Here is a 15,628-nt window from a genome sequence, read left to right as displayed (position 1 = left end):
GTTTATACTAAAAGCATAGACTATTTCGAAAGGGGCTAAGCCTTTGTTTACAAATGAGGTTATCGCATCGTTTAATGATCTAGAAATGCTTCTATATAAATTTGTCATGCAGCATAAAGAAAAAGTCGTTTATATGCGCATTCGCGACCTTGCGGATGAAGCACATGTCTCTACGTCCACTATCATGCGTTTCTGCAGAAAATTAAATTGTGATGGCTTCTCAGAGTTTAAAGTAAAGTTAAAGCTCTTACTTGATGAAAAGCCTAGCATGAGGGTTAAAAGCGGACAGCACGTGTTAGCAGAGTTTTTTGAACGCACCCAAAATGAGCGCTTTACTTCCAAGCTAGAGGATGCTGCAGAAGCTGTCTCTAAAGCAAATCATGTATATTTTATAGGGATTGGCAGTTCAGGGGCGCTTGCAGAATATGGTGCTAGGTATCTATCGAGCTTAGGTACTTTTTCCACGTATCTAAAAGACTGGTATTTTCCCATTCACGCCGACTTACATGACAGCATTACCGTTGCTTTGTCCGTTTCCGGTGAAAGCGGGATTACCTTATCTCACATGCACAAACTCAAAGAAAAAGGCAGCAAAATTTTAAGTATCACGAATAACATGCAATCCACGATAGCCAAAGCTTCTGATAACAATGTATCCTATTATGTGACCGAAGAATTTTTTGCCGAGTCAAATGTAACGACACAAATCCCCGTTATTTATATATTAGAAGAGTTAGCAAGGAGAGTTTATGAAAAGAAATAGAAAGTAATGTTGACTTGATACGGCTTACTTTTAACAATTGATGCTACTCTTACAATAAATCCTTCTAACTTATGTGAATGGAATCTTTTTGGTATGGGAATTATCGATTTTTACATATGCTCCGTTCTTCTCTAATGCCCGCTACTTCCCAATAACGATCGATAATTTGTAGTTTGCGTGCTCGTTTAACTCTTCCAAAAAAGTATTTAGTATTTCATTCGAAGGAAATTTACATTCAAGAAGGTAACAGCCATCCCCACTAATTTTATAGTTACGGACTATGTTACCTTCTTGTGTTTTGATGAACGACAAATAAGGAGCATGGTGAGTACTTTCCGTAATGATTGTTATAAATGCATGTACAAAATATCCTAGCTTAACTTGATTCAATTTAATTGAATATCCCTCTATTACACCCTCATCCTCTAGCTTCATAACCCTAGCTGATACAGCAGGCCCGGTCAAATGGACTTTTGCACCTAGTTCCTTCATGGAAAGTCTACTATTATTACTTAATTCCTCTAAAATACGCATGTCGGTATAATCCAGCATTTATTGAACTCCTTTCAAAAATAAAGCGAAAGAGGCAAAAGACTTTATTTTATCTGTTTATCTATAAGTTCGTTCTATTATAAACTATACAGGCTTTACTAATAATCTCAAAACAAGGGAGTTCAAAACATGAATATACAGTTAATTCGTAATGCAACCATAGTGGTAGAATACGCAGGGAAAAAGTTTTTAATCGACCCGTATTTAGGGGGAAAAGGCGCCTATGCTCCTCTGCCAAATTCACCTAGACAGGATCAGAACAATCCGTTGGTAGCCTTGCCGGTATCTGTGGAGGAGATCGTTCAAGACGTGGATGCTGTGATTGTCACACACCTGCACCCCGATCATTGGGACGAAGCAGCGGTTGAACGATTACCGAAAGGAATTAAATTATTTACCCAAAATGAAGAAGATGCCAAAGAAGTTAGAAACAACGATTTCCAAAATGTTGAGGTATTAAGAGAGGACACTGTGTTTAAAGGGATCCAATTAAGTAAGACCAAAGGCGAGCATGGGCGCGGAGAAATTTTAAAACTTTCTGGCCTGGTTTGTGGCATTGTTTTCAAGCATAGTTCAGAAAAGACATTATATATAGCTGGAGATACGGTTTGGTATGAAGGCGTTCAGGAGGCAATTGACACGCATAACCCTGACATTATTGTCGTTAATGGCGGTGATAACCAATTTTATGAGGGCGGTTCTTTAGTAATGGGGAAAGAGGATATTTACGAGCTACACAAGGCAGCACCTAATGCTCAAATTGTTTCTGTTCATATGGAAGCAGTAAATCATTGGACATTGTCGAGAGAAGAGTTAAAGAACTTTGCAGAGGAAAAAGGGATCGCTTCAAATATATTAGTTCCAGATGATGGAGAAGATTATACATTTTAATAGGAAGAAAAGTCTCTTGGTCCACTACGGGCAAGAGACCTTCTCATTAAATATGCCTTTCCGCAGGGAGAGGCATATTGTCTTATTTTTTCAGGGCATAATGCACATAGAATCCCTACCCAACCGGATCAAACAACTCAACAAGCAAGAGTGCAACAGCTCCCAGTAATGTTGCATGATCACCAAGTTTTGTGACAGATACGTTGGTTTCTTTCGCATCCGTTGTTAAACCTCTATCGGAAATGGTTTCTTTGACCGTTGGCAGCATGAATTTTTCGCTTTTCATCACACCCCCGCCAAGGACAATCTTTTCTGGGTTGACCAGATGAATGAGGTTAACTAACCCAATGCCGATCAGCTTACCTGTTTCTTTAAGAAGATCCTTAGCTTCCTTGTCCCCGCCTTGAGCAAGCTTAGCAATTTCTTCACCAGTTACCCCTTCCTTTTGGGACCGAGCTGTTATGGCTGGTCCTGCTACAAAGGCTTGCAAGCATCCCGTATTTCCACACGTACAGACGGGACCATTTAAATCAATGGTCATATGGCCGATCTCACCAGCTATATCCCTGTCACCATGATATAGTTTTCCGTTTATTACTAACCCTGCACCAACGCCTCGTCCAATATTAACGGCCACCATACTACTGGAAGCATGGCCACCAAACCACGATTCTCCTAATGCCATGGCTCGTGCATCATTTTCCACTTTCACTTTAAGCGAGAATTCTCTTTCCAATTCTGCTTTAATAGGGATGTTTTTCAGTTTTAAGTTTGGCGCAATCAGCGAGGTACCACTGTCTATATTGACTACCCCATGCATGGCGACACCAATGCCGATTATATCCCGTTTTTCTCGGCTGGGTGCAAGAATCGTTTCCCTTATCGCATCTTTTAAAATTCCCATAAACTGTTCATTTGTTATGGGTGTATACAGCTGACTATCTGCACGGTGAACTATGTTTCCAGCCAAATCTGTAAGTATACTTGTGACGCTTTCTGGACCAGCATCCACGCCAACGATATAAAATGCATTGGGATCAATGTGTAACATGGTTGGCTTTCGGCCACCTTTTGACTCCCCGAGGCTGCTTTCTCTCACAATCCCCTCTTCCAGAAGCTCCTTCACAATACTGCTTACTGTTGGGGGTGTAAGCTTTGTTTCCTTCGCAATTTGCGCCCGCGAAATTGGTTCGGATGTTCTTACTTTATTTAATATGATCGATTTATTTACGGATTTCATTAATTGAAAAGTACCACGTTGCATATTTCCTCTCCTGTTCTTTTTCATGATTCTTAACCGCTCCATTATTCAACATAATTATAGCATATTTAATTAAATTAATTTAGATAAGAAAGAGTAGAAACTATTATGTGGTGCCGTTTTTAGCTGAGAGGCTCTCTGGCCATGTGAAGTCGCGTGTCACTTACCCAGTGGCGCGTAACAACCACGCTAACTCGCGTGCCAATCACCCAGTGGCGCGTAACAACCACGCTAACTCGCGTGCCACTCACCCATTGGCGCGTACCATTCATGCTAACTCGCGTGCCAATCACCCAGTGGCGCGTAACAACCACGCTAACTCGCGTGCCACTTTCTCAATGGCGCGTACCAACCACGCTAACTCGCGTGCCACTTACCCAGTGGCGCTTGCCAACCATGCTAACTCGCGTGCCAATCACGAGATCGCGCGTACTAGCCATACCAACTCGCGTGCCACTTTCTCATTCTCATCCGATGTCCTTCAAAGCGGCATACCATTCCCTATCTCACTACCGCCTCACGCCTCAAAAAGAGCAGAAAAAGCCGAGTACGCGCAACCAACACGTATCGGCTTTACCCTTACTTGTTTTTGTTCAATACATCAAACGCAACGGCAGCGAGTAGTACAAGGCCTTTAATTGCTTGCTGCCAGTCGATGCCAATTCCCATTAAGGACATTCCGTTATTCAGAACACCCATTACGAGTGCACCAATGACCGCACCAAATACCGTTCCGACTCCTCCTGTAAAGGAAGCACCACCAATTACGGCTGCTGCGATGGCATCTAGTTCGAAAAGGTTACCTGCTTGTGGTGTTGCAGCATTTAATCTTCCTGCAAAAATCATTCCACAAAGTGCTGCAAGAACACCCATGTTAACAAATACCCAGAACTTCATTTTCTTCGTTTTAATACCGGAAAGCTGTGCAGCATTTGCATTGCCACCTACTGCGTAAATATGCCTTCCGATGACTGTTTTGTTCATCACAAAGGTGTATCCAATAATAAGCACAAATAATACAATCAACACATACGGTATTCCTTCGTATTGCGCCAGTACGTATGTAAACAGATTGATAACGATTGTAAAGACAACAAGTTTTACAATAAATAACGGAAAGGATATGGTTTTGAAATCATACTTTAAATCCGTTCTTCTAATCTTTAACTCTGATAAAATATAAACAACCGAAAGGACAATTCCAACAACTACTGTAAATAGTTGAATTTCTCCCTCTCCACCAAACACATCTGGGACAAAGGCTGAGCTTAGACCTCGAAATCCATCAGGGAATGGTGCAATAGTCTGCCCTTGTAGGACGACTAAAGTAAGACCCCTGAAGATGAGCATTCCAGCAAGTGTAACAATAAAAGAAGGTATGTTTACATATGCTACCCAGAAACCTTGCCATGCTCCAATAATTGCCCCGATAGCAAGACATATTAGAATACCAGCAAACACGGGAAAGTCCATGGTAACCATTAATACTCCGGCTACAGCTCCAACGAAGGCTGCTACGGAACCAACGGATAAATCAATTTCCCCTGTAATAATGATAAGCATCATCCCAATTGCAAGGACGATAATATAACTATTTTGCATGATAATATTTGTTACATTTAGCGGGGTTAGCAAGATCCCATCTGTTAGGATTTGGAATAATAAGGCGATACCTATAAGTGCAATAATCATTCCAAACTTTCTTACGTTGTTACTAAGAAGCTGTTTTAATCCCTCCACGTTAAGACCTCCCTTTCTCTGTCATATAGGTCATTAATGTTTCTTGTGTTGCGTCTTTTGCAGCGATATCTCCTGTGATTTCTCCCTCACACAATGTATAAATGCGGTCACACATTCCCATCAATTCTGGTAATTCTGATGAGATCATGATGATGCTTTTTCCTTTTTCAGCCAGGTCGTTAATAATCTTATAGATTTCGAATTTGGCTCCAACATCAATTCCTCTTGTTGGCTCATCCAAAATAAGGACATCTGGATCCGTGAAAATCCATTTTCCTAACACCACTTTTTGTTGATTCCCACCACTAAGATTTACGATTTTTTGTTGAATAGAAGGGGTTTTTACATTCATTCTCTTTTTTATTGATTCCGCTTCAACCACTTCTTTACTTGTATTTAATACATTGTTTTTGGAGATTCTATCCAGGTTTGCTAGCGTTAAGTTGTTCTTTACATCATCAATTAAGATGAGCCCAAATTCTTTCCGATTTTCCGAAACGTAGGCAACACCACTTTTAATAGCTTGATCAACCGTTTTAAAAGAGACTTCCTGCCCGTTTTTCTTAATTGTCCCGGTAATTTTCTTTCCATAAGACTTCCCAAATAAGCTCATAGCAAGCTCAGTTCGGCCAGCCCCCATTAATCCGGCTATCCCAATTATTTCGCCTTGTTTAACATGTAGGTTCACATTATGAAGGATTTGTCTTTCCACATCGAGTGGATGGTATGCTGACCAATCCTTCACTTCAAACACGACATTGTCCTTTATATTATGGACTCTATCGGGAAATAACTCTGTAAGGTCTCGTCCTACCATTTCTTTAATAATCATCGTTTCCGTAACTTCTTCTTCTGTTCGACGGTATGTACGAATCGTCTGCCCATCTCTTAACACCGTGATACTGTTGGAGACTTTAAGAAGTTCCTTTAATTTATGAGAAATTAAGATGGAGGTCATACCTTGTTCTCTAAACTCTTTCAATAATTTTAATAGATTTTCACTATCTTCCTCATTCAAGGCAGCTGTAGGTTCATCCAGAATAAGCAGCTTCACCTTTTTAGATAAGGCCTTGGCAATTTCCACTAATTGCTGCTGACCTACCCCTAGGTTTTTAATTTTTTCCTCAGGTTCTACGTTCAGGCGCACCTTTTTCAGTAATGCTCGTGTCTCGATAATGGTTTTGTTCCAATTAATGACACCTTTTGTAGCCTGTTCATTGCCTAAGAAGATATTTTCTGCAATCGATAGTTCCGGGATTAACGCTAATTCTTGGTGAATAATCACAATGCCTAGCTCTTCACTTTGGTTAATGTTTTTAAATTCACAGCGTTTATCTTGAAATAGAATATCTCCCTCATACGTACCATAGGGGTGCACGCCACTCAACACCTTCATTAGTGTTGATTTTCCAGCACCGTTTTCTCCAATCAGTGCGTGTATTTCACCTTTTCTTACGTCTAATTTGACGTCATCTAATGCCTTTACACCGGGAAAAGTCTTTGTAATACTTTTCATTTCTAGTATTCTTTCAGACATTCTGAGACTGCCCCTTTCCTTTAAACAAACAAGGTCGTTTGGCAGCACCACATGAAACGTGCTGCCAAACGGCATGATTAGTTAAGTTCTTCTTCGGTATAATACTCTGTATCTACTAATTCTTCCTTGTAATTGTCAGCATCAACGGAAATTGGTGCTAGTAAGTAGGATGGTACTACTTTTGCTTCATTATCATATGTTTCGGTATCATTGATTTCTGGCTCTTCCCCGCTCAACACAGCTTCTGCCATGTTAACTGCCTGCTTGGCTAACTCTCTTGTGTCTTTAAAGATCGTTTGCGTTTGCTCACCCGCTATAATGGATTTTACGGAAGCAAGCTCTGCATCCTGCCCAGTAACCAATGGCATTGGCTTGTCACCTGAACCATAACCTACAGCCTTCAATGAAGAAATGACACCTCTACTAATTCCGTCAAATGGTGAAAGGACTGCATCCACCTGCTCACCGGAATAGTGGGCACTAAGTAGATTATCCATACGTTCTTGTGCTTTTGCGCCATCCCATCTTAGTGTTGCTCCTTGTTCGAACGTGTTTTGACCACTTTGGACAACAAGCGTTCCTTCATCAATATATGGCTGAAGTACTGACATTGCTCCATCCCAGAAGAAGTAAGCATTGTTATCATCTGGAGATCCTGCGAATAGCTCTATGTTTAAAGGCTCGTCTGCATTGTCTAAATCAAGCTTTTCGACCATATACTCTCCTTGTAATACTCCAACCTGGAAATTATCAAATGTTGCATAATAACTTACATGATCACTGTTCATAATCAGACGATCGTATGCAATAACCGGGATTTCCTGATTTTTAGCTTTATCAAGCACATCTGATAGTGCTTCCCCATCAATTGAGGCGATTACAAGAATATCCACGCCTTTGGTAATCATATTTTCAATCTGTGACAATTGGTTTTCCACGACATCTTCTGCATATTGTAAATCAACGTTGTACCCTAAATCCTCAAATTGACTTTGCATATTTTCTCCATCTTTAACCCAACGTTCAGATGATTTTGTTGGCATTGCGATCCCAACTGTTTTATCCCCTTCGCCATCTTCTCCACCAGCACTGCTACTACAAGCACTTATGGTTAAAACAATTAATGTTAAGACTACAAACCAGAAACCTTTCTTCATCAACGTCATCCCCCTTGTTTTTATGTACTAGCTTTAAACCAAAATAGTTAACGCTTACATTTCTAAATTGATTTCATGGCCAATACCAGAATTCATCTGCACGAGTTATAAAGAGCTTACAACTTGTACGTACGTATAATTATAATTGAACTGTTTTATGATTTCAACCTAATTTTCAAAATAAAATGAAACTTCATTCGATGAAGGCGTCCCTACCGCCTCCACCAAATGTTTGTTGAACAAATTATACCTATTTATTTCTCACTCATCAGAACGGCAGAGCTCCCTGCTGTTTTATTCCGTAGCGCCCCAAAACTTATTCGTATAAGTTTTAAGCACTCCTCTACCCTTTGGCCCTTTTTCAGCTTTCCCATAAGTATAGAGAAAAGGAACCTTTATTAAAACCTGGGATGAACCATGAAAATATGATTCATCCTAGACATCACGTTATTGCCATCTAGTCTCTTCTGGATCCGGGCACTGCTTATACGCAAGCCTTGCTCTAAATTGCACAAAACAACCACAGTGGCCACACGTCGTTTCATTTATAAGAAAGGGACAATTGGCACATTCAGCAAGACGCTCCTCAAATATCACGTCATCCACAAGATTGGTTTCAAGTGCAAGTTGTTCTTCTAATAGCTCATGTAAATCATTTGCTGGAACTGCAATGGAACGGTTACAACTTTTGCACGTCATTTTAACCAATTTCCATTTCTTCTGGTCGATATGAAATGCGTGCTTGCTTTTGCTTATTGATTAACAGTAGACCCGTGCAACGGTCCCGTAAATGATAGGCCTCATTAAGACTTTCTTCTACAATCTTATCTTCAATCCCCAGCTCTTCTGGTGTTCCCGGCCCACCTGCCTTCTTCAGCAATGCATCTAACTCATCAGGCGCTGGTAGTTGCTCTATCGCACCCTTAATTACAGACCATTGCTCGCACAGTTTCTGTATAAACAGATCCTCTTTTGCTACATTGCGAGAATTAAATTGGTTCGCAAACTGCTTATATAGCCTTGTGATAATAATGGTTGCGACACCAACCTTAGCACCGTGTAGAATTTGGCGTTCTTCTCTTCTTAGAAGATCCATCTCCCAAAAGTGTGAAAGATGATGCTCTCCACCTGAGGCAGATCTAGATGAATTAATCAACAGCATAACCAGCCCTGATTCAATTAGAGCTTGCATCAGCACAGATATACCTGTATCATCCGCTACAGCAATCTCATCCACATGCATGACACACGTTTGAAGCGCTTTTTCCGTCAGTTCTGCTGCAATATGGTTATATGGCTCTTCGCCAACCAAGTTGGATATTTTCCAATCTAAGAGGGATGTGTACTTTCCAAGCATATCACCAAACCCTGCAGCCGTTAGTTCCGTTGGTGCATTCTTTATAATGGTGATATCAGCAAAGACAGCAATTGGCGATGCTGTTTGTATCGTTTTCTTCACCCCTCTTAATATTAAAGGTGCCCCTTTCGATGTGAAGCCGTCTACTGAAGCAGCTGTCGGTATTGATATAAAAGGAATACCCATCTTATAACCACAAAATCTTGTAATGTCATGTATCGTTCCTGCCCCAACTGCCAGTAACACGTCAACGTTTTGGGGTGTCTCCACCATAACTTGCATCAATGTTGCTTCATCTGCATTTACTTGTCCCTGCTCATTTTCCTTAAGAAGAATAATGGATGAATCGACACCTTCAAGATCCAGCGTTTGTTGTACTTCCTCCCCCGCTACCTTCGTTGTGTTTTGATCTGCAATAATCACGGCTTTTCTCAGCCCCATCTTTTGTAAATAGGGACCAAGATGTTTTAGGCTCCCAGCGGATATGTCGATCACCGGTAACATTTTCTTATCCACTTTTAGCTCTTCTGCAAGTTGGTTCCATTTCTTTCCCATCTCCATATGTAATCCTCCTCTCTTCATGCAAAGAGCCAGTAGACTATTAACCTACCGACTCTCCAAAAACATTACTTTACTGTTAAAACAACGACAGACATTTTTGGCAGTGTAATAGCCAGTGTGTTTTCTTTAGATGTAAACCCTGTAAAATCAGTAGGTTTCACTTGCTCTGGTGCTTCAAATGTATTCCGCGCATTCATTTCATTGGCGGTTATGACACGTCCTGTAATGTCGGCAGTATCTATTCCCCGTAGCTCCAACGTAATATCCGCCTGGGCTGCTTTATCCATGTTACAAAGGCTAATGTTAATCGAACCATCCTTTGCTTTAGATGCAGAAGCACTCACTTGAGGATATGCATCACTTTCAACATTTTCAGACGTTAGATCAAGGCTTAACTTCTCTGCATCCTGATGCACTTTGTACATTTCAAACACATGGTACGTTGGTGTTAGGATCATATCTTTTCCTTCTGTTAAAATCATTGCTTGCAACACATTGACCGTCTGTGCAATATTTGCCATCTGAACACGATCGTTGTGGTTGTTGAAAATATTAAGGGAGACTCCTGCAACAACCGCATCACGAATTGTATTCTGTTGATAAAGGAAACCAGGGTTTGTCCCCTTTTCCACATCAAACCATGTACCCCACTCATCGATAATCATGCCGACACGCTTTTCTGGATCATATTTGTCCATAATGGTGCCATGCTTCATAATGAGCTCTTCTATAAACAGAGCTTTTTTCATCGTGATGTCCCATTCATCCTCTGTGAAGTCAACAGCAGATCCTTTGTTTTCAAATCCACCTGGATGTACATAATAATGCAGGCTTAATCCGTCCATTAATGGTGCAGCCTCTCGCATCAGCACCTCTGTCCAGTTAAAATCATCTACATTAGCCCCGCCAGCAATTTTGTATAATGTGTTGTCTCCATAGTTTCGGCAATATGTCTGATATTGACGATACAAATCAGCATAGTATTCTGGACGCATATTACCACCACAGCCCCAGTTTTCATTGCCAACACCGAAGTATTTCAGCTTCCATGGCTCTTCCTGACCATTTTCTTGTCGCCAGTTTGCCATAGGAGATTCTCCATCGAAAGTCATATATTCTACCCATTCAGACATTTCCTGAACAGAGCCACTGCCTACGTTTCCACAAATGTATGGATCTGCTCCTAATAATTCACATAGCAGCATGAATTCATGTGTACCAAAATGATTATTCTCCACTACACCACCCCAATGGGTATTGACCATTCGTTTACGATTCTCAGCAGGCCCGACTCCATCCTTCCAATGATACTCGTCTGCAAAACAGCCACCAGGCCAGCGCAGGACAGGAATATCAATATTCTTTAACGCTTGCAGGACATCATTCCGAATCCCTTTCGTATTTGAAATACTTGAATCCTCACCGACCCAAATTCCTTCATAGATGCAACGACCCAAGTGCTCAGCAAAGTGTCCGTAAATATTTTTGTTAATCGTTCCTTCCCCTACGTCCGTATTGATAATAATGTTGTTCATCGTAAAACTCCTCCATATATGGTTTCAATCTAAGCTTCGTTTCCTACTTCCGCTGTCTTTTTATCTAAAGCTTTAAAAACATACATTGCAGCCCACATCCACATGATGGCGATGGCGCTAAATAGAAAGAACGGAATGAAAGCGGGATGTTCAAGAGAAAAATAGATGCTAACAAAACCGAGTATCCCTATTCCTAGCGAGATATGCACTTTAGAAAAGCCAATAATAAATGCATTTTTTAAATGCTGAAATATATTCGTCTGATAATGTGCTAAAAGAGGGAAGCTCCAAATAATCACTAAAACATACACGATGATGATAAAGTAAAAGGCAAATGGAACAAGGAATGAAACCGTTTCTTGTAATCCCAGTAAGACACGGTAATTAACATAGAGCAAGGATCCAACAGCTGTTAATATCCAACCTAAAGCATTAGCTGCTTTAAATTCAGTGGAATATCCTTCTTTAAAGGTTTTCCATATTTTTATATCCTGTTCACCAGAAAGCCATTTCCTGGATACCCCAAGCGCTGCAACGGTAGCTGGAAAAACCCCTGCCAGGAAGAGCCCCCGTAAAGAAAACAGCAACCATAGCAAATTTAGATAGGCTAATCTGGCGACCCAATTCATCATTTTTTCTAATGTTGTTACCACACCATTCACATTCACCTTGCAACCCCCTCTTTAACTAGACTTTCGCCTATCCTTTTACGCCACCTACTGTAAGCCCTGAAACAAAATAGCGTTGGAAAAAGATAAACAAAATAATAATCGGAATAATCGTCATAACCGAACCAGCAATTAACACATCGTAATTGTTTCCATAAGGTGTCAGCAGTGTCGCGAGACCTATTGGTAACGTGAACATATCGTTAGACCGAAGCACGAGCAATGGCCACAGGAAGTTATTCCAACTTGCAAGACCTTGCAGGATTGCCATTGCAGCCAACGAAGGACCCATTAGTGGCAGCATGATCCGGAAAAATATTCCATACTCAGTAGAACCGTCTATTCGTGCTGCATCCATTAATTCCTTAGGTAAACCCAGTGCATATTGTCTAAAGAAAAACACAGCTACCGGAGCTACCACTAATGGTAAGATGACTGCCAAGTATGTATCGACTAATTGCAGATTTATCATCATGCGGAATAGTGGAAGCATTAATATTTCAAACGGTACCATTAAGATAAATAGCACGAGGATAAAGAAAAGGTTTTTCCCTTTAAAATCGTACAATGCTAACGCATAGCCTACCATGGACGAAAAGAATAGTGACAGGACAATCGTCACGGCTGAAATTATTAAACTGTTTCCATACCAAGCCCAGTACTCGGGAGCCTGCGTGAAAATATAAAGATAGTTATCTAAGTTTAACTGATCGAAACTTATATTTAAGGAAATGCCGTTTCTCATCAATTCAGAGGAAGGCATAAAAGATGAAATGACAAGACTTATAATTGGAAAAAGCGCTATCAACGCTGTGATAGATAATCCAATATTGATAACCCATTTTAGTAGAGGAAAACGCTTTTTATTCATCTACTCATCCCCCTTTTTGAAAGCACCAGTTAAGATGAGGTTAATAATACTAACTACAAATATGATGAGCATTAAAACGACACCTACAGCTGCTCCGAAACCAATATTATTCTGCTGGATACCTTGTTGATAAATATACCCAACTACTGTTAAACCGATATTCCCTGGTGATCCTGCTTCCCAAAATACGAAGCTCTCCTCAAACATTCTAAATCCATTAATGATCGTAATCGTTGTAACGAATACTATAATTGGTTTTAATTGTGGCAATGTAACATACCAAAACTGCTTTAATTTGGATGCCCCATCTATTTCAGAAGCCTCATATAATTCTGTTGGAATATTTTGCAATGCCGCCAAGAAATACAACATGTTTACGCCTATCCATCTCCATGAAGCTAAAATTACCATCAGGAACATTCCGGACCATGCAGTAAATCGCCAGTTAACAGTATCCATTCCCAAAAATCCTAATACCTGATTTGCAATGGCGGTATCTTGCTCACCAAACATTAATCGAAAGATCATACCACCAACTATGGTTGATGTTAATGCTGGTATAAAGAAAGATGCCCGAAAAACAGTCTTCATCTTAACAAACTTCGAATCTAAAAATACTGCCAATACCATCGGAATGACGGTCAATATAATAACCGTTAGCACAACATAAATGGTCGTGTTCGTTAACGCTCTAAGAAATGTGCCATTTGTAATCCTCGAGTAATTCTCCAGACCAACAAATGTTACCTGTCCTGGAAGCACACTTTGAAAACTCATCAAGATCCCTTGTATAGCTGGATATAAGGTTAACACGAGAAAGGTTATGATAAATGGTGAGACAAAAACATATGGTACTACTTTCTTTGAATTAAGAAATTTAAGGAATTTATTGGGTCCTTTTTTCTTCCCTTTAAATTGCGGTCCTTTTTGATTTGGCCGTCCCTCATTTTCTACTTGTAACTGTACATTGCTAGATGCCGGTTCCATTATTTCCCTCCTTTTAACTATAAACCCTTAAGCGTTTACATTTTTCAATCGAATCATGTTCCATGACGCTTTAGTTAGCCTTGATTCCAATACACCATTATCTATTTTGGAGTAACCGACATTGTGTGGAGTGACCTTCTCATCTCCTGGTTTATTTACTGCCTTTAGATCCTCATTCTCTAAAACAACATGCTCCACGACTTTGTATCCTTCAAAGGATCTTACATCCGTTGTAATGGAGATATTCTCCTCGAGATTTTTGTTTACGATAAAGAGAACCACTTCTTCTGCTTCATTATTATAAACTGCTGCACAATCGATATAGTTAACATCCGTAAAATCTTTCGAGTCATATTTTGGTGACGAAAGAATCGGTTTAAGTGCTGTCCCTCTTCCATATAGTGATGTATACATATAAGGGTAATAGATCGTTTGCTTCCACGATCGTCCGTTATTTTCCGTCATAATTGGAGCAATGACGTTCACTAATTGTGCCATACAAGCCATCTTCACTCGATCTGCATGATTGAGAAAGGTGATTAACATGCTGCCAACAAGCAGGGCATCTTCAAAGTTATAGACATCTTCCAATTGTGGAGGAGCAACTTCCCAGGCATCAATTTGTTTATCCGCATCATTCGAATGATACCAAACGTTCCACTCATCAAAGCTTAAGTTGATCGTTTTTTTGCTTCGATGTTTTGCTTTAATATAATCACAGGTAGAGGTAACCGTTTTGATAAAATGGTCCATGTCCATTGTTTTTGCCAAATAGTTGGCGGTATCGTCCGATCTGTTCCCATAATATTGATGCAAGGAAATAAAGTCTATTTCCTCATAAGCTATATCTAGCGTTGTTGCTTCATATTCCGGAAAGGTTGGCATTCCCGTATTCGAACTGCCACAAGCAACTAATTCGATAGAGGGATCTACTAGTTTCATAGCTTTTCCCGTTTCCTTTGCAATTCTCCCGTATTCATAAGCTGTCTTTTGTCCAACCTGCCACGGGCCATCCATTTCATTCCCTAAACACCATGTTTTAATATTGTGCGGTTCTGCGTATCCATGTTCTTTTCTCAGATCACTCCAGTAAGTTCCGCCAGGATGGTTCGTATATTCTATTAAGTTTCTTGCTGCATCGATGCCTCTAGTCCCTAAATTGACAGCCATCATGACATCTGCATTTACTTTCTTAGCCCAGTCCATAAATTCATTTGTACCTATCTCGTTAGTTTCAATGGTGCGCCACGCTAATTCAAGTCTTTTCGGGCGTTCACTTTTTGGCCCTACTCCATCTTCCCAATTATAAGCAGACACCATATTCCCACCTGGATAACGGACGATTGGGACATGTAGTCCTTTTACTAGATCAATAACATCCTTGCGGAAACCTTGTTCATCTGCTTGAGGATGATCTGGTTCATAAATCCCTCCATAGACTGCCCTGCCCAGATGTTCAATAAAAGAACCATATATTCGGTTATCTATTTCGGAAATACTATAGCTTTTATCTAATACCATTTTCGCCTTTAGTTCATTAGACAATGTAATTCCTCCCATTTATAAGTAAGATGTTACCTATGCCCCTCTCCTTCATTCACTCCTATGTGTGTAACTATATTCCGCTATAATTTGTACGTATAAGTTGATTATATATAAAATTATTTTACTTTTCAATCACTTTGGAAATTTGATTGCCCTTAATAAAAGAACAAAAGCAAGGAGATTCTCCTTGCGTCTCCTCACTC

The 15,628-nt window shown here is 40.2% G+C and carries 14 protein-coding genes; 2 read left to right on the top strand and 12 right to left on the bottom strand.

Features of this window, described 5'->3' with window-relative positions; genetic code table 11:
- Positions 1-43: 43 nt before the first annotated feature.
- The gene (locus BN985_RS05490) at positions 44-763 is read left to right on the top strand and encodes a MurR/RpiR family transcriptional regulator (RefSeq protein ID WP_042221609.1); all 720 of its coding nucleotides are present in this window, start codon (positions 44-46) and stop codon (positions 761-763) included.
- Between the two features lie 141 nt (positions 764-904).
- Here the strand turns inward: BN985_RS05490 and BN985_RS05485 are convergent, their stop codons facing one another.
- On the bottom strand, positions 905-1,315 hold the full coding sequence (locus BN985_RS05485) for an Lrp/AsnC family transcriptional regulator (RefSeq protein ID WP_042221608.1): 411 nt from the start codon (positions 1,313-1,315) through the stop codon (positions 905-907).
- 129 nt (positions 1,316-1,444) lie between these two features.
- Here BN985_RS05485 and BN985_RS05480 point away from each other — a divergent pair, with 129 nt between their 5' ends.
- Positions 1,445-2,206: an MBL fold metallo-hydrolase gene (locus BN985_RS05480; RefSeq protein WP_042221606.1), complete on the top strand. Its 762-nt coding sequence runs from the start codon at positions 1,445-1,447 to the stop codon at positions 2,204-2,206.
- Between the two features lie 115 nt (positions 2,207-2,321).
- Here BN985_RS05480 and BN985_RS05475 read toward each other — a convergent pair whose 3' ends face one another.
- From BN985_RS05475 to arfA, 11 genes are all read right to left on the bottom strand, one after another.
- Positions 2,322-3,470 (bottom strand): ROK family transcriptional regulator, encoded by a 1,149-nt coding sequence (locus BN985_RS05475; RefSeq protein ID WP_042221605.1) that lies wholly within the window; start codon positions 3,468-3,470, stop codon positions 2,322-2,324.
- A 576-nt stretch (positions 3,471-4,046) separates the two neighbouring features.
- The gene (gene mmsB / locus BN985_RS05470; protein ID WP_042221603.1) at positions 4,047-5,207 is read right to left on the bottom strand and encodes a multiple monosaccharide ABC transporter permease; all 1,161 of its coding nucleotides are present in this window, start codon (positions 5,205-5,207) and stop codon (positions 4,047-4,049) included.
- Between the two features lies 1 nt (position 5,208).
- Positions 5,209-6,744: a multiple monosaccharide ABC transporter ATP-binding protein gene (mmsA, locus tag BN985_RS05465; protein WP_042221602.1), complete on the bottom strand. Its 1,536-nt coding sequence runs from the start codon at positions 6,742-6,744 to the stop codon at positions 5,209-5,211.
- A gap of 77 nt (positions 6,745-6,821) precedes the next feature.
- On the bottom strand, positions 6,822-7,901 hold the full coding sequence (chvE, locus tag BN985_RS05460; RefSeq protein WP_042221600.1) for a multiple monosaccharide ABC transporter substrate-binding protein: 1,080 nt from the start codon (positions 7,899-7,901) through the stop codon (positions 6,822-6,824).
- A gap of 447 nt (positions 7,902-8,348) precedes the next feature.
- Positions 8,349-8,600 carry a DUF6171 family protein gene (locus tag BN985_RS05455; protein ID WP_042222945.1) on the bottom strand — a complete coding sequence of 84 codons (252 nt, stop codon included), beginning with the start codon at positions 8,598-8,600 and terminating at the stop codon, positions 8,349-8,351.
- A gap of 1 nt (position 8,601) precedes the next feature.
- Complete coding sequence (locus tag BN985_RS05450; RefSeq protein WP_052360615.1) at positions 8,602-9,819, bottom strand: sn-glycerol-1-phosphate dehydrogenase; 1,218 nt, start codon at positions 9,817-9,819, stop codon at positions 8,602-8,604.
- 65 nt (positions 9,820-9,884) lie between these two features.
- Entirely contained in the window at positions 9,885-11,354 is a 1,470-nt protein-coding gene (locus BN985_RS05445; protein WP_042221598.1) for an alpha-N-arabinofuranosidase, read from the bottom strand.
- A 29-nt stretch (positions 11,355-11,383) separates the two neighbouring features.
- The gene (locus BN985_RS05440) at positions 11,384-12,022 is read right to left on the bottom strand and encodes a YesL family protein (protein WP_042221596.1); all 639 of its coding nucleotides are present in this window, start codon (positions 12,020-12,022) and stop codon (positions 11,384-11,386) included.
- A gap of 31 nt (positions 12,023-12,053) precedes the next feature.
- Entirely contained in the window at positions 12,054-12,893 is an 840-nt protein-coding gene (locus BN985_RS05435) for a carbohydrate ABC transporter permease (protein ID WP_042221595.1), read from the bottom strand.
- Positions 12,894-13,880, bottom strand: coding sequence for a carbohydrate ABC transporter permease (locus BN985_RS05430; RefSeq protein ID WP_042221593.1), 987 nt, complete (start codon positions 13,878-13,880; stop codon positions 12,894-12,896).
- Between the two features lie 27 nt (positions 13,881-13,907).
- Positions 13,908-15,401: an arabinosylfuranosidase ArfA gene (gene arfA / locus BN985_RS05425; RefSeq protein ID WP_232225571.1), complete on the bottom strand. Its 1,494-nt coding sequence runs from the start codon at positions 15,399-15,401 to the stop codon at positions 13,908-13,910.
- Positions 15,402-15,628 lie beyond the last annotated feature (227 nt).

It is taken from the genome of Oceanobacillus manasiensis (genome assembly GCF_000724085.1).
Lineage (GTDB): Bacteria > Bacillota > Bacilli > Bacillales > Amphibacillaceae > Oceanobacillus_B > Oceanobacillus_B manasiensis.
Note: the sequence above shows the minus strand (reverse complement) of the source record. Positions and strands in the feature narration are given on the sequence as shown.